Source organism: Arthrobacter silviterrae (genome assembly GCF_011045165.1).
In the GTDB taxonomy this organism is placed as follows: Bacteria; Actinomycetota; Actinomycetes; order Actinomycetales; family Micrococcaceae; genus Specibacter; species Specibacter silviterrae.
In genome coordinates this window covers 62,826-88,969 of the sequence record NZ_JAAKZI010000006.1, presented here as the reverse complement: position 1 = coordinate 88,969, position 26,144 = coordinate 62,826, and the positions used below count along the sequence as shown (strand labels likewise).

Here is a 26,144-nt window from a genome sequence, read left to right as displayed (position 1 = left end):
CGGCAGGAAACAACAACGGCAGGACGCCACTACGGAGGGCACCATGGACGGCAGGCAAAAGTGGCAGGACCTGGCCCCGGGGAAGCGGCGCGCCATCATTGTGGCCGGCGTGCTGCAGCTGCTGCTGCAACTGGCGGCCCTGCATGACCTCTCACGGCGCACGCCGCTGGAAGTCAACGGCCCCAAGAAAGCCTGGGTGGCGGCGTCGTTCATTAATTTTGCCGGGCCCATCGCCTACTTTGTCCGGGGCCGGAAAAAGTAGGCAGCAGTTTCGCGGCAGCAAGGCCGCCCGCCAGCTCAGGTGAGCAGGCCTAGCCCACGCACGGCGTCGCGTTCGGCCGCCAGCTCAGCCACGGAGGCATCAATCCTGCTGCGCGAAAAGTCGCTGATGTCCAAGTCCCGGACCACGGCATAATCGCCGCCGGCCGCGGTGACCGGAACCGAGGCGAACAGGCCCTCGGGAACGCCGTAGGAACCGTCGGACGGGACGGCCATGCTGGTCCAGTCGCCGGCCGGGGTGCCCTGAATCCACAACTTCATGTGCTCAATGGCGGCGTTGGCGGCCGACGCGGCCGAGGAACCGCCGCGCACGGCAATGACCTCGGCCCCGCGCTGGGACACGCGCGGGATGAATTGCCCCTCGATCCACTCCTGGTCCACCAGCGAGGAAGCGGCCCGCCCCGAGACCGTGGCGTGGCTGATGTCCGGGTACTGGGATGCCGAGTGGTTGCCCCAGATGGCCACGTTCCTGACCTCTGAGACCGCTGCCCCGGCCTTGGCCGCCAGCTGCGCCACGGCGCGGTTGTGGTCCAGGCGGGTCATGGCCGTAAACCTCCGTGCAGGCACGTCGGGGGCATGGGCGGAGGCGATCAAGGCATTTGTGTTGGCCGGATTGCCCACCACCACGGCCCGGAAATCGGGGGCGGCGCCGTCATTGATGGCGCGGCCCTGGACGGAAAAGATGCCCGCGTTTGCGCTCAGCAGCTCCGCCCGCTCCATGCCTGGGCCGCGCGGCCGCGCACCGACCAGCAGGGCGATGTTGGCGCCGTCGAACGCCTTGGCTGGATCGTCCATGACGTCCAGGCCAGCCAGCAGCGGAAACGCGCAGTCCGTCAGTTCCAACGCCGTCCCCTCCGCGGCCCTGACCGCTTGAGGGACTTCCAGGAGCCTGAGCCTGACAGGGACGTCCGGGCCCAGCATGGCCCCGGAGGCGATGCGGAACAACAATGCGTAACCAATTTGTCCGGCGGCCCCTGTGACGGTGACCGTGACGGGATCATGTGCAGCCATGGCGCCAGTCTAGACCGGCCGGAGCGGAACGGGGCCGGCTCACGCTGGGTGCTAGGAAAGCGTGCCCGTCAGCCTGCCGTGGAAAGCCCGGCTCCGGCTATCGAGTCCGGTGATGGCCACGGTGCAGCCGTGCCGGGCGAACTTGTCCACCACCGAATCCACAGCGGCAACGGAGGACGCGTCCCAGATTTGTGCAGCGGCAAAATCCACCACGACCTGCGGCGGGTCGAGTGCGTAACTGAACTGCTCCACCAGGTCGTTGCTGCTGCCAAAGAACAGCGGACCGGTCACCACATACCGCACGGATGCGCCGTCCGCAGCAGGCGTGCGGTCCACGGAGATCACGTGCGCCACACGCCGGGCAAACAAAACCATGGCCAGCACCACGCCCACGGCAACACCCAAGGCCAGGTTGCCAGTGGCCACCACCACGGCAATTGTCACCGCCAGCACCACGGTTTCAGGCAGCGGCATCCGCTTCAGCGTGGACGGCCTGACACTGTGCCAGTTCACCGTGGACACGGCCACCACCATCATGACGGCGGCCAGCGCCACCATGGGGATCCGCCCCATCACGGTGCTGAGCGAGGTGAGCAGCAGCAGCAGGAACAACCCCGCAACCAGCGTCGAAATGCGGCTGCGGGCCCGGCCGATCTTCACATTGACCACGGTCTGGCCGATCATGGCGCAACCGGCCATGCCGCCGTAAAAACCGGCCAGGATGTTGGCCACGCCAAGGGCCCAGGATTCCCGGCCCTTGTGCGAACGGGTGTCCGTCAGCTCGTCAACCAACTTGGCCGTCAGCAGGGTTTCCATGAGGCCCACAAACGCCACGCTCACCGCTGTTGGCCAGATGATGCGGAAAGTGTCCAGGTTGAATGGCACAAGGAACGGCGTGAACCCGGGCAGGCCGCCGTTCATGGGCCCCTCGCCGGCAACGTTGGGCACGTCCAGTCCTGTCGTGACAACCAGTGCCGTCACCACCACGATGGCCACCAGCGGCGCAGGCACGGCACGGGTGAGCCTGGGCAGGAATGCGATGATGGCCAGGGTCAGCGCGAACAGCGGATACACCATCCACGGCACGCCGATCAGGTGGGGGACCTGGGCGGTGAAAATCAGGATGCCCAGGGCGTTGACGAAGCCGATCATGACGGAACGGGGAATGAACCGCATCAGCCGTGCCAGGCCCGCCCAGCCGAAGGAAATTTGGATGAGTCCGGCCACAATCACCGTCGGCAGGACATAGCCCACCCCATGGTTCCTGACCAGGGGTGCGATGACCAGCGCCACGGACCCGGCGGCGGCCGTCACCATGGCCGAACGCCCGCCCAAAAATGACATGCTGACGGCCAGCACCACGGAGGCCAGGAGGGAAATCATCGGGTCAACCCCGGCAATCACGGAAAAGGAGATGACCTCCGGCACCAGTGCCAGGGTGGTGACCATGCCTGCCAGGACCTCGCGGCTGAGCACTCGCGGCGTGCGCAGGATGTTCACGTGGCCAGCCCAGGTGTCGGCGTCCGCAACGGGGCCGGATGCTGCCCCGGGGGCATTTCGGCTGCGCTGTTTTTCTGGCAATGGGGCCTTCCTTTCGGCCAGTGCGCGCCACAATGTGCCTGCGGTCTGTCACGGCTGGCGCATAGGCGATCCGTGCCAACTTTACCGGCCAGGGCGTTGGCCAGTTGCCGCAACCGGGCCGCAAAGGCTCCGTTAACACCAGTTGGCGCCACCCTTCCCGCAGTTGCGGAGGGTGGCGCCAACTAAGGTACAAGACTGATTTTCAACGCCAAAGTTTCGCTATATTAAGCGCCTACACAGTTTTGGTGGCGGCGTCGAACTCCAGGCGGTGCAGCCGGGCGCGGTCCACGATCCCGTTCGGCTTCCCCAGGTTGACCACCAGGAAGGCCTTGCGCGGCGTGCCGGCGTTGAACTCGGCGTCAATCCCCGCAGCGTCGAAGCCGCCCATGGGGCCGGCGGCCAGTCCGGCGGCACGGGCCGCCATGATGAAGAAGCCGGCCTGGATGTGGGCGTTGTTGGCTGCCATGCCCTGGCGCAGGGCGTCGTTCGCGGCAAAGGTGGGCACCATGCCGGCGGCGTGCGGCGCCGTCGTCGGCATGAGCTCGTGCCAGTCGGTGTCGTAGCTGAGCACGGCCACCACTGGCGCCGTCAGGGTCTTGGCCTTGTTGCCGTCGGCCATGTGCGCCACCAGACGCTCGCGGGCTTCCGCGGAGCGCACCCAGGTGATGCGCAGCGGCTGGATGTTCATTGCGGTCGGGGCCATGCGGGTCAGCGCGTAGACGGCTTCAAGCGTTTCGTCCGAAATCTCATCGTCCGCCCAGCTGTTGGCCGTGCGGGCCTCCAGGAAGAGGTTGTCGGCGGTGTCGGCGTCGAGGATGAGTTGGTCCTGCAGGATGGTTTCGGTGGCGATGTCGACGCTCATGGGGGCAGCTCTCTGTTGTGAAAATTGGTTTCACAGGGTTAGAGCGCCCAGGAGCGTCCAATTGTTTCCCGGCGAGGTATGACGTTCGTCACGTGCCTGCAGTCCCTCGGCTCCTAGCGCCGCTAGCGCCGTCGCGCCCTCCCCACCCTCGCAAGCTCGGGCGGGGCCCCTCGGCCGCTAGGCTTGGGCCGGTGAGACAGAGAACCACTGCGGCGGCCCGCACCCCCTCCTTCAGCCGTGCCCTGGCGCTGCTGGTCGCCGGGACGTATTTCATGGAAATCCTCGACGGCACCATCATTGCCACGGCGGCTGCCGGCATGGCCGCAGACCTGCACGTCCGGCCCGTGGACATCAACCTGGCCATGACGGCGTACCTCATCACGCTCGCCGTGGGCATCCCCATCAGCGGCTGGCTGGCGGAACGGTATGGGGCACGGCGCGTCTTCACTGCGGCCATTGCCATCTTCACTGTGGCATCGCTGCTGTGCGCGGCCAGCCCCAACCTCGCCTTTCTCTGCGGCGCCCGGATGCTGCAGGGCCTGGGCGGGGCCCTCATGGTCCCCGTGGGCAGGCTGGTGGTGCTGCGGGATGCGGACCGGAAGGAATTCCTCGAGGCCATCGCCTACCTGACGTGGCCGGCCCTCATTGCGCCGGTGATTGCCCCGGCCCTGGGCGGGCTCCTGACCACCTACGCCAGCTGGCACTGGATCTTCCTGGTCAATGTGCCCCTGGGCATCCTCGCGTTTGCGGTGGCGCTGAAGGTGGTGCCGTCCATCCGGGCACACAAGGTGCCGCCGCCGGACTGGACCGGCTTTGTGCTGTGCGGGATCGCGCTCGCCGCCCTGGTGATTGGGCTGGAACAGATCGGCGCGGCACCCACGCCGTGGGCCGCCGTCGTGCTGTGGCTTGTGCTGGCGCTGACCAGCGGAATGGCAGCCCTGTGGTGGTTCAAGCGGTCGCGGCACCCGCTGCTGGACCTGCGCGCCCTGCGCATTCCCACGTTCCGCGTGGGCAACGGCGGCGGGGCGCTGTACCGGCTGGTCATCAACGCCGTGCCGTTCTTGTTGCCGCTGATGTTCATGCTGGGGTTCGGCTGGACGGCGTTCGAGGCCGGGCTGATGACCATGGCCGTGTTCGCCGGGAACGTGCTGATCAAGCCAGCCACCTCGCCGTTGATCCGCCGCTTTGGCTTCCGCACCGTGCTGCTGCTGAGCAACCTGGGCGGCGCACTGGTGCTGGGGGCGTGCGCGCTGCTTGGGCCGGGCACGCCCCTTGCCGCAATTGCCGCCGTCCTGTTTGCCAGCGGCGTGCTGCGCTCCGTCGGCTTCAGCGCCTACAACACGCTGCAGTTTGCGGACGTGCCACAGGCGGGAATGTCCGGCGCCAACACCTTGTCTTCCACTATCGCCCAGATTGCCACGGGCCTGGGCGTGGCCGTCGGCGCCCTGATCCTGCGTGCCGCCGGCGCACTGCTGGCCGGCGCGCCGCCCGTGGCCGCCTACCAGTGGACATTCGCCGTCCTGGGCGTGCTGATGCTGTACCCCGTGGTGGAGGCGCTGCTCATGCACCGCTCCGCCGGGGAGGTTGTGCGGACACGGTAGCCCTCCCGCGCACCCATGGCGCGGACAGCCGTCGACGCGGAGGCTGCCGCCGTGCCATGATGCGTAGCACGGACAAGGCAGAGGCAGGGAAAGGGAGCGGCGGAACATGACAACGTGGAAGATACGTGACTTTCATTCGCAAGACGTCGAGGGAATATTGGGCTTGTGGCAGTCCCTGAAGGCCAACGGAGTGGAGCCCGTCTATGACCTCTCCGAAGTCCTGGCCTCCTGCGAAAAGGACCACGCCGTCGTGGCCGTCCAGGGCGAAAAACTGGTGGGCGCCGCCGTGGCCCGGGCCGCGCACGACCAGGGCTGGATCGTTTTCTTGTCCACGCTGCCGGCATTCCGTGGCAGGGGCATCGGCACCTCGCTGCTGGCCGCCGTCGAAAACCGCATGGCGGCCCATGGCCTCAACAAGCTCTCGGCGCTCATGCCGGAAACCGAGACGCGGGTGGAGGCGTTCTCCAACCGCGGCTTCGTGGTGAAGAAAAACCTTCGCTACTTTGAACGCCGCATCCCGGTTCAGCGGGCCGAACTCGGGGCGCTGGAGGAACTGGGCGGGCGCGTGCTTCCGCGCGACCTTTGGGACCGGGTGGCAGGCATGACGGCGGAAAAGGAGCTGCTGGAGCGGCGGCTGGTGCTGCCGCTGGCCGAGTCGGAGCTCGCGGAGGAATTCGGCGTGGTGCCGCCGCGCGCCGTGGTGCTGTTTGGGCCTCCCGGCACCGGCAAGACAACGTTCGCCAAGGCCATTGCCTCGCGCCTGGAATGGCCATTTGTGGAGGTGTTCCCGTCGCGGCTGGCGGGGGAGCCGGGCGGGCTGGCCGGTGCGCTGCGGCAGACGTTTTTGGACATTGCCGAGTTGGAACACGCCGTGGTCTTCATCGACGAGGTGGAGGAAATTGCGTCCCAGCGCTCGGGGAAGCCGGCGTCGCCCATGCAGGGCGTCACGAATGAGCTGCTCAAGATCATCCCGGCGTTCCGCGACCAGCCCGGCCGGCTGCTGGTGTGTGCCACGAATTTCATCCGCTCCCTGGATTCCGCGTTCCTGCGCCACGGCCGATTCGACTACGTGATCCCCATCGGCCTGCCGGACGACGAGGCCCGCACCGCCATGTGGCACCGCTTCATCCCCGCGTCCGCCGTGGAAGGGGTGGATGTTGCGGGGCTGGTTGCAGCCAGCCGCGGCTTCTCGCCGGCAGACATTGAGTTTGCCGCCCGCAGCGCCTCCCAGCGGGCGTTGGAAGCGGCCATGTTCGACGGCGGCGCTTTCTCCACGGCGGAAGGAGCCGGTGTGCGCGGCCCGGTCACGGCCGACTACCTGGACACCATTGCCGAGACAAAAGCCACCGTAAGCGACGCCGTCGCCCAGGACTTCCTGGAGGACATTGACGCGCTGGCGCGGACCTAGCCCGTTACAGCCAGGTCTTTTTCTTGAAGATGAGGTACATGACAACGGCCACCAGGACCATCAGGGCAATGGCATACGGGTAGCCCCACGCCCAGCTCAGTTCCGGGATGATGTGGAAATTCATGCCGTAAATGCCTGCCACGAACGACGGTGCGAACAGGATGGCCGCCCACGAAGAAATCTTCTTGACCTGTTCGTTTTGGGCTGCGCTGGCCTCGTTTTGCCGGTTGGCCGTCAGCGTGCCGTCCACGGTGAGCGCGTTTTGAAGCAGCTGGCGGAAGGAATCGACCTTCGCCTTGACCGTTTCCACATGGTCGGCCACGTCACGGACGTAGCGCAGCAGCTCCTTGTCCGCACCGTACTTCATCAGGCCGCCCCGCAGCTGGGCCATGATGTCGTGCAGCGGATGGATGGCACGCTGGAAGGCGATGACCTCCCGCGACAGCTGGTAGATGCGCCGCGAGACGTTGGGATCTCCGGCAAAGAGCTGGTCCTCGATCTCGTCAATGTCGTTTTCCAGGCCGTTGACCACGGGCGTGTAGTCGTCCACCACCTGGTCCAGAATGGCGTACAGCACGGCCTCCGGCCCCTTGGCCAGCAGTTCCGGATCGGCTTCGAGGCGGTGGCGCGTGGAAGCCAACCCCGGCGTTTCAGCGTGCCGGATGGTGATGACGAAGTTCTTGCCCGTAAAAATGTGCAGCTCGCCAAATTCCACTGCTTCCCTGTCATCCAGATAGCGGGCGGGGCGCAGCACGGTGAACAGCACGTCGTCGTACTGTTCCACCTTGGGCCGCTGGTGTGCCTTGATGGTGTCCTCGACCGCCAGCTGGTGGAGGGAAAATTCGTCCGCCAGCGACGCCATTTCCTCGGCAGTGGGCCGGAACATGCCGATCCAGGCCATGCCGCCGCACGCGGCCATGACGTCGTAGGTCTGGTCCAGGGACTTGGGGTCTGCGTGGCGGCGGCCGCTGACATACACGGCATTGTCAATGATGGTCACCTGCCCATTATGGCCGCCGCGGGCATTCGCTGCGCGCAGCCCCGCCGTCATGATGCCGTGGTTCAGCCGTGGCTCATGCCGTTGAGCAGCGGCTGGATCCGGTACGGGATGTGCTCGTGCAGGGCCAGCGACGTTTCCGTGCGGATGACCCCCTTGATCCGCAGCAGCTGGCGCAGCGCCGCCTGGAGGTGGTGGACGTCGCGTGCTGCAAGGCGGCACCAGACATCGCCGCGGCCGGAGATTTCGTAGACTTCCAGCACCTGGGGCACGGCCCGCATGGCGGCAATGACGCCGTCCAGGTCCCGGTGGTTGACCTCGATCGTAATGAACGCCACCACGTCGTAGCCGATGGCTGCCAGGTCGACTTCGCGGCCGCCGCGCCGCAGTGCCCCTGAACGGGACAGCTGGCGCAGGTGTGACTGGATGGTGTTGCGGGCCACTCCCAAGGTGTCGGAGAGTTCGCCAATTTGGGCGCGGGGCTCGGCGATGAGGGCCAACACCAGGCGGACGTCAAGGGGGTCCAAAATGCTCATGGGGATCACTCCGGGATCGTGGCAACGGATACTTTTGACTATTTTGAAGCATATCGAGATGAAAACTCATATTTAGTGACGGTGCTGACTCATTCTATAGAGGTATTTGATTCAGCGTAGTGGTGAGAGTGAGTTTTTTGTGAGCGTGCTGCAGGAATTGGCCATGCGCCGCCCCTCCGTGGCCGGCCGTGGCTGGGACCCGTCCGTGGCCGTGCGCCTTGCCCTTGCCGGAACCGTCATTTTCACCCTGCTGGTGGGGGCCAACCTGGCCACCCCGCTGTACCCGCTGCTGCAGGCCCAAATCGGATTCGACACGGTAGGCGTCACCGTCGCATTCACCGCCTACGTGGGAGCGCTCATTGGCGGGCTGGTGCTGTTTGGCCACTGGTCCGATCACATCGGGCGGCGGGCTGCCCTGGTTCTCGCCGTCGTCGTGGGCCTGGCGGGCGGCGCTGTCTTCGGCACAGCCGATTCCCTGCCCCAGCTGGTGGCCGGCCGGTCCCTGCAGGGCCTTGCCGTGGCGATAGGCACCGGGGCCAGCGCCGCCGCACTGCGCGACCTGATGCCCAGCAGGCCCGAATGGGCGTCCCGGTTCACGCTGCTTTCCTCCTCCGGCGGAGTGGCGGCCGGGCCGGTCATGGGCGGGCTGCTCTCGCTGTTGCCGCACCACACACGGGCCCCGTTCCTGGTCCACTCCGTGGTGCTGCTGATGCTGCTGGTGCCGCTGCTCCTCCTGGACGCCCGCCCCGCGCTCAATCCCGCCCCGGCAGGACAGGGCCGGAACTACCTGCGCCCCCGCGTGCCGTCGCTGGCCAGGAACGCCCGCGGCACGTTTTGGCTCGCCGCCGTGACCGGCTTTGTCAGCTTTGCCGTCTTCGGCTTTTGCCTGTCCCTGGCACCCGGCTACTTTGCCCAGATCATGCACGCCGATTCCCGCCCGCTGATTGGGCTGCTGGCCGCCGTGACGCTGGCCTGCTCGGCCCTCAGCCAACTCCTGTCCCTCCGGGGCCGGTACCTGGTGCCGGCGGGCCTGCTGCTGCTGGGCGTGTCCGTGCTGCTGATCGCAGCCGCCGGGGCCGTGCATTCCCCGCTGCTGCTGGTGTTGGCAAGCATCAGCGCCGGGCTGGGCCAGGGCGCCGCCTTCCGCGTGGTGTTCAACGACGTGGCAGAAGCCGTGGAGCCGGACCGCCATGCGCAGGTCATTTCAGCTGTCTACATCGTGACCTACCTGGGCAGCGCCATCCCCGTCCTGGGACTGGGGGTGGCCGTCAAGCTGTGGGGGCTGCAAGCTTCCGTGGCCGGATTCGCCATCCCCATTGCCGCAGCCTGCGCCGTGCTGGCACTCGTGGCGCAGCGCCGCGGCCGGGTCAGTCCAGCGGGCCCTGGTGCCCCGGCATGTGCTTGAACACCAGCGTGGTCTCCGTGTGCCCCACCACGGGGTCGGTGGTCAGGTTGTCCAGGACCCAGTCGCGCAGCGCGTCGGTGTCCCGGACGGCAATGTGCAGCAGGTAGTCCACCGAGCCGGAGGTGTGGAAAGTGGAGAGCACCTCCGGCAGGCGCGGCACCCGTGAGGTGAAGGCGTCAATCTGGTCGCGGTCATGGGCGCGCAGGCGGACAGCAATGAGGGCCTGCACGGCGCGGCCAATCACGGCCAGGTTCAGCTTGGCGGAGAAGCCCTCGATGGCGCCCCGCTCCACCAGGGACCGGGTGCGCATCAGGGCCGTGGACGGTGCGATGCCGACGGCGTCCGCCAGGTCCCGGTTGGTGATCCGGGCGTCGGCCACCAGGGCGTCAATGATCTGGCGGTCGACGGCGTCCAGCGGCTCGGCCGCCAGCCCGGCACCCTGGTTTTCCCGCCGAACGTTCTTCGCCAATGACGCCATAACACCCTCCAAAATGGTATATAAAATCAGCCTTTGCCAATGAATTAGATAATAGTTCGCAACTCTACCAAATATCCAACATCCGGGTCCATACTGGCTTGCAACGGAGACGCTTGGGTTCGTGGCAAAGGTGCCACGGGAAGGCAAGGAAGAGATGTTGGGTTGGGATTCACGGGCAGTCCACGCGGGGCGGGAAGATTTGGCCGGGCTGGGCGTCCACGCCATACCCCTGGACATGTCCACCACGGCACCGCTGGCCGACGTGGCCACCGGCGGGGAAGCGTACGAATTGATGGCCACCGGGGGTGTTCCGGCACCGGGCCAGACCACCGTGTACCAGCGGCTGTGGAACCCCACCGTGGCCCGTTTTGAAGACGGCGTGTCCACGCTGGAAGGCTCCGCGGCGTCCGTGTCCTTCGCCACCGGCATGGCGGCGCTGGCAGCGGTGCTGCTGGCCGCCGTCGCCGGTGGGAAACCGCATGTGGTGGCCGTCCGGCCGCTCTACGGGGGATCGGACCACGTCCTGGCCACGGGCCTGCTCGGCACCCGCGTGACCTTTGTCCACCCTGGCGGGGTGCGCGCAGCGCTGCGCCCCGACACGGGCCTTGTCATCGCCGAAACCCCTGCCAACCCGGACCTGCGCCTGCTGGACATCAAGTCCCTGGTGTCCGAGGCGGACGGCGTGCCGGTCATGATCGACAACACCTTTGCCACGCCGGTGCTCCAGCGCCCGCTGGAACTGGGCGCCGCGCTGGTGCTGCACAGCGCGACGAAGTTCCTGGGCGGGCACGGCGACGCGATGGGCGGGGTGGTGGCCACCGACACGGAGTGGGCCGTGCGCCTGCGACAGGTCCGGGCCATCACGGGCGGGCTCCTCACGCCCTGGCCGGCCTACCTGCTGCACCGAGGGCTCGCCACCCTGCCCGTGCGCGTTCGCGCCCAGCAGGAATCCGCCCACAAGGTGGCCGTGGCGCTGGCCAGCCACGAGGCCGTGGCCCGCGTGCTGTACCCCGGGCTTGCCGAGTGCGACCCCCTGGGCCTGGTGGGCACGCAAATGTCCGGCCCCGGCTCCATGCTGTCCTTTGAGGTGGACACTGCCGAGCACGCCGAAGCCATTCCGTCCCGGGTGCGGATGATGACCCATGCCGTGTCGCTGGGCGGGGTCGACACTTTGATCCAGCACCCCGCAGGCCTCACGCACCGCCCGGTTGCGGCTGCGGCCAAGCCCCATGCAACCATGCTGCGCGTGTCCATAGGGCTGGAGGATCCGGAGGACATTGTGGCAGACCTGGCCCAGGCGATCGAGGCTGTCTGCTGATCCGGCCGCTGACCAGTCCGCCGTGCGGTTGGCTGGGAAGGTTGGCTGGCCTGCCTGGGCGGCCGTCAGCGTCCCGCGGGGCGCCCGGCCGGCAACAGCACGACGGCGGCGGCAGCGGCAAGTGCTGCCAGCAGCGCCAGGACGCCTGCCAGTGCCGCCCAGCCAAACTGCTGGAACACCAGGCCGGCACTCCAGCCCACCACGCTGGAACCGGAGTAGTAGCTGAGGTTGTACAGTGAGGACGCCTGCGCGCGGCCGGTGGTGGCGATGGCCCCTGTCCAGCCGGAGGCAATGCTGTGGGCGCCAAAGAACCCCGCAGTAAAGACCACCAGCCCCGCCAGGATCAGCGGCAGGGGCGCGGCCATGGTCACGGCAAGGCCCGCCACCATGGCCGCCGTGGAGGCCAAAAGCACGCTGCGCCGGCCAAACCGGGCGGCCAGCCCGGCCACGGCCCGCGAGGAAACGGTGCCTGCCAGGTACGCCAGGAACAGCAGGGCCACCGCGGTGGCAGGAAACAGGTAGGGTGGCGCTTCAAGCCGGAACCCGAGGTAGTTGTACACGCTGACAAACACGCCCATGAGCAGGAACGCCTGGGCGTACAGGGCCAGCAACGGCCTGCTCCGCAAGGGAGGGCGCAGCCTGGCCAGCATGGCGCCGAAACCGCCGCCGGCTGCCGGCTGGAAACCTCGGGGCGCCGGTGCCAGCAGCAAAAATCCGACGGCGGCCACGGCGGCGCAGGCCGAAACAGCCAGGGTCCCCATGCGCCAGCCGGCCAGGTCCGCCACGGGCCCTGCCAGCAGCCGGCCGAAGAGCCCGCCCAGGGTGGTGCCGGCCACGTACGCGCCGGCCGCTGCTGCTGCATGACGTGTGCTGATCTCTTCGGTGAGGTAGGCGATGGCAAGTGCGGGAACCCCTCCCAGGGCCGCCCCCTCCAGTGCACGCAGCGCCAGCAGCATGCCAAAGGTGGGCGTTGCCGGGACCAGCAGGCCGAAAGCGGTGGCCAGGACCAGGGCCAGCCCCATGGTGCGGACCCGGCCAAAGCGGTCCGCCACAAACGACCACGGCAGGACGGCGAACGCGAGCCCCATGGTCGCTGCGGAAATCGACAGGGACGCCTGGGCCGCACTGACACCCAGCTCGGAGGACATGAGCGGCAGCAGGCCCTGGACCGAATACAGCTGGGCAAATGTTGCCACACCGGAACATGCCAGGGCAGCCAGCACCCTGCCGTAGCCGGCGCTGCCGTGCACGTGTCCGGTCCAGGGGGTCTGCTGTGCAGCCGTTCCGGCCTGTGCAGCGGTTTCGGTCCGTGTCCCGGCCGGCGGTGCCATCCCTGCGTGGTCTGCGTTAGTCACAAGAACCACGGTAGGGCGCACAAACCCATGCGTCCAATGCATGGAAATCGATAAATAGATCCATATTTGGATGACAGCTCGCCGGCCCGCATGGTTCCATGAGGGATGGATAACGAACAGGGGAGCCTGACCCGACTACTGGCCGTGCTGCCCATCCTGGTGGAGCTGGGGGCCAGCCGCCACGTGACGGCCACTGCCGAGGCGCTGGGCATCCCGCAGTCCACGGTGAGCCGGGCACTTGCGCGGGCAGCCGCCGTCGTCGGGACCTCCTTGGTGATCCGCCGCGGCCGGGGCGTGGAATTGACGCCGGCCGCCCTGGCCCTTGTCCCGCACGCCGCCGAGGCTGTGGAGCAGGTTCGTTTGGGCCTCGCCGCGGCCCGCCAGGAGTCCGGGAAGTCCTTCGGGCGGATCCGGGTGGCCTTCCAGCACACCTTTGGCGAGGCAGCCCTGCCGTTGCTGGTCAGGGCATTCGCACGGGACAACCCGGACGTGTCCTTTGACCTCCAGCAGGGCAGCCGGCAGTTTTGCCTGGAGCTGCTGGCCGCAGGCGGGGCGGACCTGGCCCTGGTGGCGCCCCCGCCCGCGCCCAGCCGCACCATCGGCGCCGAGGTGCTGTATTCGGAGCCGCTGAAGCTCGTGGTGCCGGAGGGCCATCCCCTGGCGGGTGCGTCCGGCGCCAGGCTCGACGCCGTGCGGGACGAAGGGTTCATCATGCTGGAGTCCGGCTACGGCATGCGCTCCATTGTGGAGGCCCTGTGCCAGGCAGCCGGCTTCCGCCCCCGCGTGGCCTTCCAGGGCCAGGACCTGCACACCATCCGCGGGCTGGTCTCCGCCGGCCTGGGCGTGGCCGTGGCCCCGCCGTCCCGGCCCCGGGTGGCGGGGTCGGTGCCGACCGGTCCGCCGGTGCCGCCCGGGATGCCGGCGGTGCGAGTGCCGGCGGCGGGACTGCCGGCGGCGGGACTGCCGGCATCCCGGCAGGGTCAGGGAATCGCGGGCTCCGCGGCGCTGGGCTGGCGCGAGGTGGACATCACCTGGCCTGCAGCAAGCCGCGACATCGGGCTGGTCTGGCGCAACCGCCCGGACGGCCCGCCTCAGGCCGTCCGGTTTCGCGACATGGTGCTGGCCGAGGGGAAGGAATTGCTGACTGCCGCGCAGCGCTGAAGTGTGCCGGGAGCCGGGTGCCGGGAGCCGGGAGCCGGGTGCCGTGTGGGCGGCGTGCCCGCTTTGCTTCAATCGGCCGGCTAAAGTCCCGCCAGGAAACCCTTGACCACGTCCGCCACTGGCCCGGACTGCGCGGATTGCCACGCGGTGCCTGCCCACAGGTTCAGCATTTCCCTGTCGCCGGCTGCAGCAGCGGCGGCCCGCAGGGGCGCCGTGGCGAAATGCACCTCGGGGTAGGCATTGGGGGCCGTGGCCGAATGCCGCCGGACAAAACCGTTCACCAGGGCCCGCGCCGGCTTGCCGGTAAAGGCCCGCGTCACCGCGGTTTCGCTGAACTGCGGGTCCGCGAGTGCGTCCTTGTGCAGTGCCCGCGCTCCGCTTTCGTCCGTGCGCAGCAGCGCCGTACCCAGCTGCACGGCTTCAGCGCCGGCCGCAAGCACGGCCCGTGCCGTGGCGGCCGTGCCGATCCCGCCGGCCCCGGCCAGTGGAAGCCCGACGGCGGCGCGCACCGCAGCGACCAGCTCCAGGACACTTGGCGCGCCGGCTCCGGAGGGCGGCAGGAAGGCGGCTGAATGCCCGCCCGCGTTGGAGTGCTGGACCACCAGCGCGTCAACGCCGGTTTCCGCCGCGGCCAGGGCCTCGGGCACGCTGGTCACCGAGGCAACCACCCGGGTGCCCGCCTTGTGCAGCCGCGCCACCAGGGCTGCCGGACCCAGGCCGAAGGTAAAGCTGAGCAGCGGCACGGGCTCGTTGAGCAGCAGCTCGACCTTCTCTTCCCAATAATCCGTGGAACGGGGATCCTCCTGCGGCGGAGACACGGCCGGGACCACGGCCCCGAGCGCTTCGGCATCGGCGGACAGTTCGCGGCGGTACCGTTCAAGTGCAGCGGCATCCCCGGACGGGAGGGGGCCGGTCCGGGGCACAAACAGGTTGACGCCGAAGTCGCCGCCTGCGGCGCGCAGCGGCGCAATGTGGGCGGCAAGCGCCTCCGCGGACTTGTAGCCGCCGGCTGCGAAAGGGAAGGCTCCGGCGAGCTGGGCGGCCAAGGCGAGTTCCGTCGTCGTGGTTCCGCCAGCCATCGGAGCGGCAATGATGGGTGAAGGGAACATGCCATTAGTCTAGGTGGGTGGCAAACAACACTTTTAACCCAACATCCTCCCCAGACCCGGTGCTGGGCCTGGACATCGGCGGTTCCAAGACACGCGGCATGGTCTGGTCGGGCGGGCAGGTGGTGGCCGATGCCAGCGCCGGCAGCGCCAACGTGCAAAACGTGAGCGTGGCGGATGCACGGAAACATCTGGCCGAGCTCTTTGCCGCGTTGGGGCACCCCGCCGCGAAGGTGGTTTTCGCCGGAGCCGGGGGAGTTGACACGGACGACGACGCCGCCGCCTTGAGCGCGCTCATCGCTCCGTTTGTGCCGGGCGCCAGGATCACGGTGGTCCATGACACGCGCCTGCTCCTGGCCGCGGGCGGGGCGTCCACAGGCGTGGCCGTCATTGCCGGGACCGGCTCCGCTGCCTGGGGCGCCAATGACGCCGGCGACGAGGCCCGGGCGGGCGGCTGGGGCTACCTGCTCGGCGACGAGGGCAGCGGCTACTGGCTGGGCCGTGAGGCTGTCCGCCACAGCCTGCACCAGATGGACCTTGGCGCCGAACCCGACCTGCTCACCCGCGGCCTGCTGGACTACTGCAAGCTCAGCGATCCCGGTGAATTGATCGGCCATTTCCATGCGGGCACCACGCGGCGCTACTGGGCCGCCGCTTCCCCCGTTATTTTTGCCGCGGCCGCCCAGGGGCACGCCGAGGCGCTGCGGATGGTGGACCAGGCCGGGTCAGACCTGGCCGCCATGGCACACCAGGTGGCCACCCAGCTGGGCGTGCCCGGGCCGGTGGTCCTCGGCAGCGGACTGGGCAGCAATGTCCCGGCGCTGCAGGAGTCGTTCAGGAAGCACCTGGCGGCCAAGGGCCTCGACGACGTGCGGATCCTGGACCAGGACCCCATCTTTGGCGTTCCCCTGCTGGTGGAGGCGCAGGCATCGGCCGCCGCAGCACGGCCAACAGCGAAAAGCTAGGCTGCCGGGGGCGGGGCCGTGCTTCCCCGCACCACCAGCACCGGCGCCGCCAGGTCCGGCGGGTTGTCCATGCCCGGGTTGGCGATGAGCTCCACCAGGTGCGTCACGGCGCGCCGGCCGGTGTCCTCAAACGACTGCCGCACGGTGGTCAGGGGCGGGTTGGAATAGGCAGCCAGGTCAATGTCGTCGATGCCCACCACGGAGACGTCCTCGGGGATGCGCCGGCCCAGCTCGCTCAGGGCCCGGATCACGCCAAAAGCCATTTCGTCACTCGCCACCAGAATGGCCGTCACCTCCGGCATGCGGCCCAGGACCAGCCCGTTGCGGTACCCGGACTCAGGGCTCCAGTCGCCATGGAGTTCCGGCGGCACCTCACGCCCGGCCTCCTCCAACGTGCGGCGCCAGCTGCCCAGCCGGGCGGCAGAGTCGGACCAGTCCTCCGGCCCGGCCACATGCCACACGGTTGCGTGGCCAAGCTCCAGCAGGTGCCGGGTGGCCAGCACGGCCGCCAGGTCCTGGTCCACGCCCACCAGCCCGTCGGAGATCCCGGACGATCCATCGGTGTTGACCGTGGGCACGCGCATTGTCAACCGGCGCACCGTGGAGGCGGCGTCCCGCAGCGGGGCGGCGATGATGATGCCGTCCACGCCTTGGTTGACCAGCCGGGACACGGCACCCGTGAGGGCTTCCGCGCTGAGGCCCGAGGTGACCGAGTTGACCGTGTAGCCGGCCTCCCGGGCGCCCAGCTCCACACCCAGGGCCAGCGAGGACCGTGAATAGTTGTTGGTGGCCAGCGTCAGCACGCCCAGGGTTTTTGACCGACCCGTCACGAGTGCCCGCGCCATGTTGTTGCGGCGGTAGTCGAGCTCGTCGGCCGCCGCCATGACCCGTTGCCGGGTGCTTTCCTGGACGTTGGGGTGGTTGCTCAGGACCCGCGAGACCGTCTGCGCCGAGACCCCGGCAGCCCGGGCCACATCGCGCATGGCCGGCCCCCTGTTGAATTTGCGCTCCATGGTGCGTTTTCCCTTGCTGTGGAGGGCTGCATAACCGCGTGCAGGCCAAAGTTGGATGTGTGCCCAGTCTAATTGTTTCGTGTAACAACACCGAACGCCGTTGGTCCCGCCGGGACCGCGAAACTCATGGGGGCGCGGAATGAGCTTATGATTGTTATCCATAACAGAATGTACCTGGCGGCGTGCCGCCAGCCAATGTCCGTTCCCTTGAATCCAGCGCCAGGAGATTACTTGTCCACCCAAGCCGCCACGCCTGCCGTCCCGACGTCCGCAGTCGCAGCGCCCGCAGGCCAGGAGCCCGCAGCGCCGGCGCTGTCCTACGCCGGGCGCACGCTGTTCAGAAACGGCCGCCAGCACCAAATCATTGCTGGTGCCATCCACTATTTCCGTGTCCACCCGGAGCAGTGGCAGGACAGGATCGACCGCTTGGTTGCCCTCGGCGTGAACACCCTGGACACGTACGTGGCCTGGAACTTCCACCAGCCGGAGCAGGGGGTTGCACCCGACTTCACGGGCTGGCGCGACCTGGCCCGGTTCATCACGATGGCGGGCGACGCCGGGCTGGACGTCATCGTCCGGCCGGGGCCCTACATCTGCGCCGAATGGGACAACGGCGGCTTCCCGGCCTGGGCGATCTCCGGCAGAGACATGGCGCTGCGCTCCTCCGACCCCCGCTTCACCGCCGTCGTGGAACGGTGGTTTGACGCCCTGCTGCCCGTCATCGCACCCCTCCAGGCAGCCAACGGCGGGCCCGTGGTGGCCGTGCAGGTGGAGAACGAATACGGCAGCTACGGCGACGACCAGGAGTACCTGCGCTGGAACCGCGCGGCCCTGCGGGCCCGCGGCATCACGGAAATGCTGTTCACGGCCGACGGCGGCACCGACTACTTCCTGGACGGCGGCGCCCTGCCGGACACCTGGGCCGCGGCCACGCTGGGCTCCCGCGGCGACGAGTCCGACGCCGTCTGGGAGCGCCGCCGCCCAGGCGAGCCCTTCTTCACCGTCGAGTTTTGGAACGGCTGGTTTGACCACTGGGGCGAGGACCACCACACCCGCAGCAGCACCGAAGCAGCCGCGGAAGCCGCCAAGATCCTGGACGTGGGCGGCTCCATCTGCCTTTACATGGCCCACGGCGGCACCAACTTCGGCCTGGCCTCCGGAGCCAACCACGACGGCGCCCTCCAGCCTACGGTCACCAGCTACGACTCCGACGCCCCCATAGCCGAAGACGGCGCCCTGACCGCCAAGTTCCATGCCATGCGGGAGGTCTTTCTGGCCGCACAGGGCCGCGAGCCGGAGCCCGTTCCGGCCGCTCTCCTTGAGCCGGCTGCGGTGCTGCCGGAGGCCGCCGTCGCCCTGGAGGCTGGCATGGGGCTGCTGGACTTTGTCCGCGCCGTGGAACGGGTGCGCAGCGTCAAGCCATTGAGCTTTGAGAACCTGGGCCTGGACCGCGGACTGGTCCACTACAGCGCCACGGCCGTGCTGCCCCGCGGGGACGGAACCATCAAGCTGAGGGGGCTCCACGACCGGGCCTATGTCTGGGTGGACGGAACGTTCGTCGGGGTGCTGACGGACGCGACGGGTGCCGACGGCCTCACGGTCCAGGGCACGGGTGCCCCGGCGGCGCTGGAAATCCTTGTGGAAAACCAGGGCCGCATCAACTACGGCCCGCTGTTTGGCCAGGGCAAGGGAATCCTGGACGGCGTGCTGGTCAACCAGCGTTACGTTTTCCACTGGGAACAGCGCGCCGTCAACCTTGAGCTGCCACTGGAGCGGCTGCTGGCCCAGGATACCGGCGCGGGCACCGGCGCGGGCACCGGCGCCGGCACGGCCACGGGCGCCGGCGCCTCCGGCTTCTTCCACGGTGAATTCCACGTCGACAGGCCTGCCGACACGCACCTGGCCCTGCCCGGCTTTGGCAAGGGCATGGTCTGGGTCAACGGCTTCCTGCTGGGCCGCTATTGGGAGATCGGCCCGCAGCACAGCCTGTATGTTCCAGCTCCGCTGCTGCGCGAGGGGCCCAACGCCCTCACGGTCCTGGAGCTGGAACACGGCGGGGAGGGGGCGCAGCTGCTGGCAGCGGCCCAACTGGGATCGACGCATGCCACCCACGTGGAGGACCTGGGGTAGCCCACCGGTAAGCTGGTGGGTGCGGGGCGCGTCGTGCGTCCATCGCCCGGACCGGCCCCATGGGCCCCCGCCCACCTGCCGCCAAGGGAGAGCATGCGCCTTCGCCGATCCGCCGCCGTCGTCCTTGCCGCGGCGCTCCTGCTCACCGGTGTCCCGGCCTGCTCGCCCGAGCCCATCGTGGTGATCCCCAGTGTGACCCGTTCCGTGGGTGTTGCACCGCTGGTGGTGGGCACGCCGGCAGCCCCCGACGGCACCAACCCGACCGAGGGTGCCCTGCTGGCCCATGTGTACGCGGCAGCCCTCAATGCCGCAGGCGTCAACGCCGTCGTCAGCCCGGCAGATCCGGCCGACGGCACCTTGCTGGACAAGCTGGAGGCCGGCACGGTGGACATTGCCCCCGGCTATTCGCGCGTGCTGCTGGCCGCTGCGGCCGCCAAGGGCTCCACCGCGGTCCCGGACGCCGCCACCACGGCGCAAGTGCTGGATGCGCTCAAGAAGGAGCTGCCGCAGTCCCTGGCCGTGCTGGACGCGGCCAAGGCCGAAGACAGCGACAGCATCGCCGTCACCACCGTGACGGCCGAAAAGTACCAGCTCAAGACCATCGCAGACCTGGCGAAGGTGTGTGACAAACTCGCGTTCGGCGGCTCCGCAGAGTTTCGCCTTGCCGAGCGCGGCCTGTCGGCACTGGGCTCCGACTACAACTGTGTGCCGAAGTCCTATGTGCAGCTGCCCAACACCAAAAATGAGCTCCTGCTGGCGCTGATCCGCGATGACGTCCAGGTGGCCGACATCCACAGTTCCTCCCCGGCCATCCCGGACAACGCGCTGGTGGTCCTCACTGACCCCAAGCACCTGTTCCTGCCCCAAAACGTGGTGCCGGTGGTTTTGGCTGCCAAGGTCCCGGCCGATGTCCAGGGCGTGCTGAACAAGGTTTCCGGGGCCCTGAGCACCGACGAACTCGTCAACCTGAACAGGCTTGCCGCGGGCAGCAACAAAACGTCACTTGACGCCGTCGCCCGTTCCTGGCTGGTGCAAAAGGGTCTGGTCAAGGCCACTAATTAGCCATTGGCCCGCAGCAGGCCCCATGTCCAGCCAGCGCTGGCTCAGCTGTTGTGCCATATTTGGTAAATGGCAGAATTCAAGCAGTCCACCAAGCTTCACAATGTGCTCTATGACATCCGCGGCCCGGTGCTGGAGCAGGCGCAGAAGATGGAGTCCGAGGGCCACCGGATCCTCAAGCTGAACATCGGCAACCCGGCGCCATTTGGCTTTGAAGCCCCGGATGCCATTCTCGTGGACATGATCCGCCACCTGCCCCACGCACAGGGCTACAGCGATTCGCGCGGCATCTTCTCGGCGCGCACGGCCGTGGTGCAGTACTACCAAACACGAGGCATCCACACCATCCACGTTGATGATGTCTACCTCGGCAACGGGGTCAGCGAACTCATCACCCTGTCCCTCATGGCGCTGCTGGACACGGGGGACGAGGTGTTGGTCCCCACGCCGGACTACCCGCTGTGGACTGCCTCCGTCAGCCTGGCCGGCGGCCGCCCCGTGCATTACCTGTGCGACGAGGAAAACGAGTGGTGGCCCGATTTGGAGGACCTGGCGGCGAAAATCACGCCCCGCACCAAGGGCCTGGTCATCATCAACCCGAACAACCCCACCGGCGCCGTCTACCCGCCGCACATCATTGCGGGCATGGTGGACCTGGCCCGCAAGCACGGGCTGATCGTGTTCTCCGACGAGATTTACGAGAAAATCCTCTACGACGGCACCGAGTTCACCAACACGGCCGCCATCACGGGCGACGACGTGCTGTGCATGACGTTCAGCGGCCTGTCCAAGGCCTACCGCATCTGCGGCTACCGCTCCGGCTGGCTGGCCATCTCCGGCCCCAAGGCCGCCGCCGCGGACTACCTGGAAGGCATCAACCTCCTCGCCAACATGCGCATGTGCGCCAACGTTCCCGGCCAGCACGCCATCCAGACGGCCCTGGGCGGGCACCAAAGCATCGAGGACCTGATCCTGCCCGGCGGCCGGCTCCGCGAACAGCGCGACCTCGCCTACCGCATGCTCAACGACATCCCGGGCGTCTCGGTCAACCAGGCCAAGGGGGCGCTGTACCTTTTCCCCAGGCTGGATCCGGAGATCTACCCCATCAAGAGCGACGAAAAATTTGCCCTTGACCTCCTGCAACAGCAGAAAATCCTCATCTCCCACGGCACCGCATTCAACTGGATCCGGCCCGACCACTTCCGCCTCGTCACCCTGCCCAGCGTCCTGGACCTGGAAGAGGCAGTGGGCCGGATCGGGGAGTTCCTCAGCACCTACAAACCCTAAGGAAAGGCCCCACCGTGTCACTTCCCCTTGGATTTACCGCTTCCCCGGCCGGCGTGCTCAAGGTTGGCCCGGGGTTTTCCCTGGCGGCCCGGCCCACCAATGCGGCTCCCGGCTTTTCCGGCAAGAAGCACGACGGCGCCGCAGCCTTGGCAGCCCGGGCGCCGGTTTTGGCCCAGCTCCAGGAGCAGCTGTTCGCGGAGAGCCGTTTTGGCGGCCAACGCTCAGTCCTGCTGGTGCTGCAGGCCATGGACACGGCCGGCAAGGGCGGCATCGTGGGGCATGTGGTGGGTGCCGTCGATCCGCAAGGCGTGAAGCTGAAGGCCTTCAAGGCGCCCACCGAGGAGGAAAAGGCCCACGACTTCCTGTGGCGCGTCCGCCCCGCCGCGCCGGAACCGGGCATGTTCGGCGTCTTTGACCGCTCCCACTACGAGGACGTGCTCATTCACCGCGTCCACGGCTGGGCCGGCGAAGCGGAACTGGACCGGCGCTACGAAGCCATCAACGGCTTTGAAGCGGAACTGGCCGCCGCCGGCACCACCGTGGTCAAGGTCATGCTCCACCTGGGGCCGGACGAACAACTCAAACGGCTCGGCGCCAGGCTCCACGACCCCACCAAGTTCTGGAAGTACAGTTCCGGCGACCTCGACGAGCGCGCCTTCTGGCCCGCCTACATGGACGCCTACCAAAAAGCGTTTGAGCGCACCAGCACCGCCTCAGCGCCCTGGTATGTGGTGCCGGCCGACAAAAAATGGTACGCCCGCCTGGCCGTCCAGGAAATCCTGATCGAGACGCTCGGCGCCATGAACCTGCAGTGGCCGGCCGGAAACTTCGACCTCCAGCACGAACGGGCCCGCCTCAAGGACGCCTGAGCCGGTGGCCGAAAGCGCCAGGGATGCCGGTTCGGACTTTTGATCCTGATATGCCGGGATCAAAAGTCCGAACCGGCATCCGGAAGCAATTTGTGGCTATTCGGCAGTCGCACGGGCGGCGTCGAGGCGGGCCTTGGCGCCTTCAAGCCATTCCTCGCACTTCTTGGCCAGGGCCTCGCCTCGTTCCCAAAGGGCCAGCGAGTCCTCAAGGCTGGAGCTGCCGGCCTCAAGCTGGTTGACGACGGCGACGAGCTGTTCGCGCGCCTGCTCATAGCTGAGGGTGGCAACATCTGCGTTGGGGTCGGGAGTGTTCATGGGGCTTCCTTTACTTGGTCGAGGCGGTGGCGGTGAAGTCGCCGCCGGCCACGCGGATGTTCAGCGGGGTGCCGGACGGTGCCTGCCCGGGCTGGCGAACAATGCTGCGGTCCTCCAGCTGGACCACGGCATAGCCGCGGTCCAGGGTTTTTTGGGGCGACAGCGCGCGGACCTGCGCGCGCAGGTGCACCAGCTGGTCGGCATGCCTGCCCACCTGGGTGCGAACTGCGGTCAGGGCGCGCCCGCCCAGCCGGACGACGTCGTCGTGCCGGGCCGTGAGCATGGACTCGGGGTGGGCCAGCGAGGGCCTGGAGCGCAGCTGGGCCAGGCGGTCGCCCTCCCGTTCCAGCAGTTGGTTGATGCGCCGGTTCAGCTGGAGGCGTGCGGCGTCCACCCGGCGCAGTTCCTCCGCCACATCCGGCACAATCCGCTTGGCCGCATCCGTGGGCGTGGAGGCGCGCAGGTCCGCAACGTCATCCAGCAGGGGGCGGTCGGCCTCGTGTCCGATTGCGCTCACCACAGGGGTGGCGGCGGCGGAGACGGCACGAACCAGGGATTCATGGCTGAACGGGAGCAGGTCTTCCAGCGACCCTCCGCCGCGGGCGATGACAATGACGTCGACGGCGGGATCGGCGTCGAGCTCCTGGAGGGCGCCGATGACGGCGGTGACGGCGTTGACGCCCTGGACAGCCACCTCGCGGACCTCAAATTCGACGGCGGGCCAGCGCAGGGCGGCGTTGCGCAGGACGTCCTTCATGGCGTCGGAATTGCGGCCCGTGATGAGGCCGATGCGGTGGGGGAGCAGCGGCAGCGGCTTCTTGCGGCGGGCGTCAAACAGGCCTTCGGCCGCCAGGGCCTGCCGCAACTGCTCGATCCGGGCCAGGAGGTCGCCCAGCCCCACGGGGCGGATGTCGCGCCCCTGCATGGAGAGCCGGCCGGTTTTCAGCCAGAAGTCGGGCTTGAGCTGGGCCACCACTCGGGCCCCGCGTTCCAGCGGCGTGGCGAGCTGGGCCATGACCGAACCCCAGACCGTGACGCTCAGGGACACCTCGGCATCAATGTCGCGGATGGTCAAGTAACTGACGTTGGCCCGCTTGTTCAGTTCGATGATTTGGCCCTCCACCCAAGCGGGCGGGGCTTTCTCAATGTGCGCCTTGAGTTTTTGGCTTAGCAGGGCCAGCGGCCAGGGGTTCTCCGGTGTGGTCTCTCCCGCCGTCAGGGGGATGACTTTGCGTTCAGGGGTGACATCCTGCATGGGCAGCGCTCTCCGTCCTCATTGGCCTGCATCTCTTGGAACAACTCTAGCTTTCGGCACTGACACGACGGCGCCGTCATCCACAGGGGGCTGCATGGCCTAAAGTTGATTCCTCACACCCACACCAAGGCAAGGATGGTTCCGTGCGCACTTTTGGCTCGGCGTTGATGGTCATTGTGGCGCTTTTGCTGGCGGCCGTGGCCGGGCCCGCGTTGTGGGCGGAACGCAATTTGGCCAGCGAGGACGGCTTTGTTGCCCTCGCGGCACCCCTGGGCTCCGATGCGCAGTTCCAGCAGGGACTCTCCACCCTGGTGGCCTCCCGGGCGGCCGCGAAGGTGAAGCTGCCACCCCAGCTTCAGGCATTGGCCGCCGGTGCCATCTCACAGGCCGCAAAGTCACTCCAGTCCGATCCGGGGTACCCGAAGGCGTGGGAGGAAACGCTGCGGCGCAGCCACGCCCTGGCGTTCGCCGGCACGTCAGGATCGCATGGCACGTCAGGATCGCCCGGCAAGCCGGACGCAGCCACGTCCGCAACACCGGACGGGCCCACGGGACTGACGCTGGACGTGACGCCGCTGGTTGACCTCGTGGCCCACAGGATGGGTGCCACCCTTGGAATCACAGTGCCGGCACCGGCCTCGGTGCTGGTCAACGTGGACCAGCCAGCATTGGCCCGGGCTGTCCCGCTGCTGGCCACGCTGGCCGGAGCGGGCAGCTGGCTGGCGGTCATTGCCGCCGTCGTGCTTGTCCTGGCACTCATTATGGCCCGCAGGCGGGCTGTGGCCTTGATCCTTGCCGGTGCGGGGCTGGGCTGCGTGGCACTGGCCTGGCTGGCCGGGTCGGGCTATCTGGCCGGAAGGTTTGCCGATTTTGGCGGCGGGAGCAACGGCACGGCCAATGCCCTGGTGGGTGATTTTGGGCGGCAGCTGGGTGCCCTGGCCCAGGGCAGCTGGCAGTCGGGGATCACGGCCGGGTTTGTTGCGGCGGCCGTCCTGGCGGCGGCAGGTGTGCTGGGGCTCGTGGTGGGACGCAGGCGCACCACGTAAGATGGTGGGCATGAGTGCCTCCGCCGTTTCCGTCCCCATGCCCGTCGTTCCGCGTCGCCGCAAATCGCCCGAAGAGGTGGCGGCGGCCGCGCCGGTGGTGGGCAAAAAGAGTGTGCTGCTGGCCGCCCCCCGGGGCTATTGCGCAGGCGTCGACCGGGCCGTGATCGCCGTGGAAAAGGCGCTGGAACACTACGGCGCACCCGTCTATGTGCGCAAGCAGATTGTGCACAACGTCCATGTGGTCTCCTCCCTCGAGGCCAAGGGCGCCATTTTTGTCGAGGAAACCGACGAGGTCCCGGAAGGCGCCCTGGTGGTCTTCTCCGCGCACGGGGTGAGCCCCGCCGTGGTGCAGTCCGCCGAGGACAGGCACCTGCGCACCATTGACGCCACCTGCCCGCTCGTCACCAAGGTCCACCGCGAGGCAGTTCGCTTCGCCAAGGCCAAAAACCACATCCTGCTCATCGGCCACAAGGGCCACGAGGAGGTCGAGGGGACCTACGGCGAGGCGCCCGAAAGCACCACCATCGTCAACAACCCGGCGGAGGCGCGCACTGTCCAGGTTGAGGATCCGGACCACCTGATCTGGCTGTCGCAGACCACTTTGTCGGTGGATGAAACCATGGAAATTGTCGAGATCCTGCGCGAGCGCTTCCCGAAACTGCAGAACCCGCCCAGCGACGACATTTGCTACGCCACCACCAACCGCCAGGTGGCCATCAAGAAAATTGCGCCGCAAGCCCAGCTGGTCATCGTGGTGGGCTCGGCCAACTCCTCCAACTCCGTCCGGCTGATGGAGGTTGCCCTGGAATATGGCGCCCTCGCCTCCCACCGCGTGGACTTTGCCAACGAAATAGACGAGTCCTGGTTTGAGGGCGTGGCCACAGTAGGCGTCACCAGCGGCGCTTCCGTGCCGGAAATCCTGGTGCAGGACGTGCTGGCGCTCCTGGCTGAATACGGCTACGGCGAGGTGGAGGAAGTGGTCACGGCCCAGGAAGACATCCTCTTTTCCCTCCCTAAGGAGCTGCGTGCCACGCTCAAAGAAGCCGGCGACACCTCCCGCGGCCTGGGCGGGCACGGCCAGCGCCCCGTCGGCTAGCGGCTGCCGTG

The 26,144-nt window shown here is 67.9% G+C and carries 24 protein-coding genes; 13 read left to right on the top strand and 11 right to left on the bottom strand.

Going from position 1 to position 26,144, the window contains the following annotated elements; translation table 11 throughout:
• Positions 1-43 precede the first annotated feature (43 nt).
• Positions 44-262: a hypothetical protein gene (locus G6N77_RS05490; protein WP_165181019.1), complete on the top strand. Its 219-nt coding sequence runs from the start codon at positions 44-46 to the stop codon at positions 260-262.
• A gap of 35 nt (positions 263-297) precedes the next feature.
• Here the strand turns inward: G6N77_RS05490 and G6N77_RS05485 are convergent, their stop codons facing one another.
• The 3 genes from G6N77_RS05485 to G6N77_RS05475 form a co-directional block, all read right to left on the bottom strand.
• A complete protein-coding gene (locus G6N77_RS05485; protein WP_165181018.1) occupies positions 298-1,290 on the bottom strand; it encodes a malate dehydrogenase in 993 nt (330 codons plus the stop codon).
• 51 nt (positions 1,291-1,341) lie between these two features.
• A complete protein-coding gene (locus G6N77_RS05480; RefSeq protein WP_306987518.1) occupies positions 1,342-2,790 on the bottom strand; it encodes a SulP family inorganic anion transporter in 1,449 nt (482 codons plus the stop codon).
• A gap of 313 nt (positions 2,791-3,103) precedes the next feature.
• On the bottom strand, positions 3,104-3,733 hold the full coding sequence (locus tag G6N77_RS05475) for a malonic semialdehyde reductase (protein WP_165181017.1): 630 nt from the start codon (positions 3,731-3,733) through the stop codon (positions 3,104-3,106).
• Between the two features lie 191 nt (positions 3,734-3,924).
• On the opposite strand from G6N77_RS05475, the gene G6N77_RS05470 reads away from it, so the two are divergent.
• Entirely contained in the window at positions 3,925-5,334 is a 1,410-nt protein-coding gene (locus G6N77_RS05470; RefSeq protein ID WP_306987161.1) for an MFS transporter, read from the top strand.
• A gap of 106 nt (positions 5,335-5,440) precedes the next feature.
• Entirely contained in the window at positions 5,441-6,742 is a 1,302-nt protein-coding gene (locus G6N77_RS05465) for an ATP-binding protein (RefSeq protein WP_165181015.1), read from the top strand.
• A 4-nt stretch (positions 6,743-6,746) separates the two neighbouring features.
• On the opposite strand, the gene corA is transcribed toward G6N77_RS05465, so the two are convergent.
• Both corA and G6N77_RS05455 read right to left on the bottom strand, forming a co-directional pair.
• Entirely contained in the window at positions 6,747-7,742 is a 996-nt protein-coding gene (corA, locus tag G6N77_RS05460) for a magnesium/cobalt transporter CorA (RefSeq protein ID WP_165181013.1), read from the bottom strand.
• 62 nt (positions 7,743-7,804) lie between these two features.
• Entirely contained in the window at positions 7,805-8,275 is a 471-nt protein-coding gene (locus G6N77_RS05455; protein WP_205678012.1) for an Lrp/AsnC family transcriptional regulator, read from the bottom strand.
• A gap of 139 nt (positions 8,276-8,414) precedes the next feature.
• On the opposite strand from G6N77_RS05455, the gene G6N77_RS05450 reads away from it, so the two are divergent.
• Positions 8,415-9,680, top strand: coding sequence for an MFS transporter (locus G6N77_RS05450; protein ID WP_306987157.1), 1,266 nt, complete (start codon positions 8,415-8,417; stop codon positions 9,678-9,680).
• Here the strand turns inward: G6N77_RS05450 and G6N77_RS05445 are convergent.
• A complete protein-coding gene (locus G6N77_RS05445; protein ID WP_165181010.1) occupies positions 9,643-10,158 on the bottom strand; it encodes an Lrp/AsnC family transcriptional regulator in 516 nt (171 codons plus the stop codon). The genes G6N77_RS05450 and G6N77_RS05445 overlap by 38 nt on opposite strands.
• A gap of 154 nt (positions 10,159-10,312) precedes the next feature.
• On the opposite strand from G6N77_RS05445, the gene G6N77_RS05440 reads away from it, so the two are divergent.
• Positions 10,313-11,476 carry a trans-sulfuration enzyme family protein gene (locus tag G6N77_RS05440; protein ID WP_165181064.1) on the top strand — a complete coding sequence of 388 codons (1,164 nt, stop codon included), beginning with the start codon at positions 10,313-10,315 and terminating at the stop codon, positions 11,474-11,476.
• Between the two features lie 65 nt (positions 11,477-11,541).
• Here the strand turns inward: G6N77_RS05440 and G6N77_RS05435 are convergent, their stop codons facing one another.
• A complete protein-coding gene (locus tag G6N77_RS05435) occupies positions 11,542-12,807 on the bottom strand; it encodes an MFS transporter (RefSeq protein WP_165181063.1) in 1,266 nt (421 codons plus the stop codon).
• A gap of 129 nt (positions 12,808-12,936) precedes the next feature.
• Between G6N77_RS05435 and G6N77_RS05430 the strand changes: the two genes are divergently transcribed.
• The gene (locus tag G6N77_RS05430) at positions 12,937-13,992 is read left to right on the top strand and encodes a LysR family transcriptional regulator (protein WP_165181008.1); all 1,056 of its coding nucleotides are present in this window, start codon (positions 12,937-12,939) and stop codon (positions 13,990-13,992) included.
• A gap of 80 nt (positions 13,993-14,072) precedes the next feature.
• Here G6N77_RS05430 and G6N77_RS05425 read toward each other — a convergent pair whose 3' ends face one another.
• The gene (locus G6N77_RS05425) at positions 14,073-15,101 is read right to left on the bottom strand and encodes a nitronate monooxygenase (protein ID WP_165181006.1); all 1,029 of its coding nucleotides are present in this window, start codon (positions 15,099-15,101) and stop codon (positions 14,073-14,075) included.
• Between the two features lie 17 nt (positions 15,102-15,118).
• Here G6N77_RS05425 and G6N77_RS05420 point away from each other — a divergent pair, with 17 nt between their 5' ends.
• Positions 15,119-16,063: an N-acetylglucosamine kinase gene (locus tag G6N77_RS05420; protein ID WP_306987153.1), complete on the top strand. Its 945-nt coding sequence runs from the start codon at positions 15,119-15,121 to the stop codon at positions 16,061-16,063.
• Here G6N77_RS05420 and G6N77_RS05415 read toward each other — a convergent pair.
• Complete coding sequence (locus tag G6N77_RS05415; protein ID WP_165181005.1) at positions 16,060-17,076, bottom strand: LacI family DNA-binding transcriptional regulator; 1,017 nt, start codon at positions 17,074-17,076, stop codon at positions 16,060-16,062. The two genes, G6N77_RS05420 and G6N77_RS05415, sit on opposite strands and share 4 nt — an antisense overlap.
• A gap of 231 nt (positions 17,077-17,307) precedes the next feature.
• On the opposite strand from G6N77_RS05415, the gene G6N77_RS05410 reads away from it, so the two are divergent.
• From G6N77_RS05410 to G6N77_RS05395, 4 genes are all read left to right on the top strand, one after another.
• Positions 17,308-19,206 carry a glycoside hydrolase family 35 protein gene (locus tag G6N77_RS05410; protein ID WP_240901701.1) on the top strand — a complete coding sequence of 633 codons (1,899 nt, stop codon included), beginning with the start codon at positions 17,308-17,310 and terminating at the stop codon, positions 19,204-19,206.
• A gap of 93 nt (positions 19,207-19,299) precedes the next feature.
• The gene (locus G6N77_RS05405; protein WP_165181001.1) at positions 19,300-20,268 is read left to right on the top strand and encodes an ABC transporter substrate-binding protein; all 969 of its coding nucleotides are present in this window, start codon (positions 19,300-19,302) and stop codon (positions 20,266-20,268) included.
• Positions 20,269-20,334: 66 nt separating this feature from the next.
• Positions 20,335-21,552: a pyridoxal phosphate-dependent aminotransferase gene (locus G6N77_RS05400; RefSeq protein ID WP_165180999.1), complete on the top strand. Its 1,218-nt coding sequence runs from the start codon at positions 20,335-20,337 to the stop codon at positions 21,550-21,552.
• A 14-nt stretch (positions 21,553-21,566) separates the two neighbouring features.
• Positions 21,567-22,421 carry a PPK2 family polyphosphate kinase gene (locus G6N77_RS05395; protein ID WP_165180998.1) on the top strand — a complete coding sequence of 285 codons (855 nt, stop codon included), beginning with the start codon at positions 21,567-21,569 and terminating at the stop codon, positions 22,419-22,421.
• A gap of 96 nt (positions 22,422-22,517) precedes the next feature.
• Here the strand turns inward: G6N77_RS05395 and G6N77_RS05390 are convergent, their stop codons facing one another.
• A complete protein-coding gene (locus tag G6N77_RS05390; RefSeq protein WP_165180996.1) occupies positions 22,518-22,736 on the bottom strand; it encodes an exodeoxyribonuclease VII small subunit in 219 nt (72 codons plus the stop codon).
• A 10-nt stretch (positions 22,737-22,746) separates the two neighbouring features.
• Positions 22,747-23,991 carry an exodeoxyribonuclease VII large subunit gene (xseA, locus tag G6N77_RS05385; RefSeq protein ID WP_165180995.1) on the bottom strand — a complete coding sequence of 415 codons (1,245 nt, stop codon included), beginning with the start codon at positions 23,989-23,991 and terminating at the stop codon, positions 22,747-22,749.
• Positions 23,992-24,134: 143 nt separating this feature from the next.
• Between xseA and G6N77_RS05380 the strand changes: the two genes are divergently transcribed.
• Together G6N77_RS05380 and G6N77_RS05375 are read left to right on the top strand one after the other, a co-directional pair.
• Complete coding sequence (locus G6N77_RS05380; RefSeq protein ID WP_165180994.1) at positions 24,135-25,037, top strand: hypothetical protein; 903 nt, start codon at positions 24,135-24,137, stop codon at positions 25,035-25,037.
• Between the two features lie 10 nt (positions 25,038-25,047).
• On the top strand, positions 25,048-26,133 hold the full coding sequence (locus G6N77_RS05375) for a 4-hydroxy-3-methylbut-2-enyl diphosphate reductase (protein WP_165180993.1): 1,086 nt from the start codon (positions 25,048-25,050) through the stop codon (positions 26,131-26,133).
• Positions 26,134-26,144 lie beyond the last annotated feature (11 nt).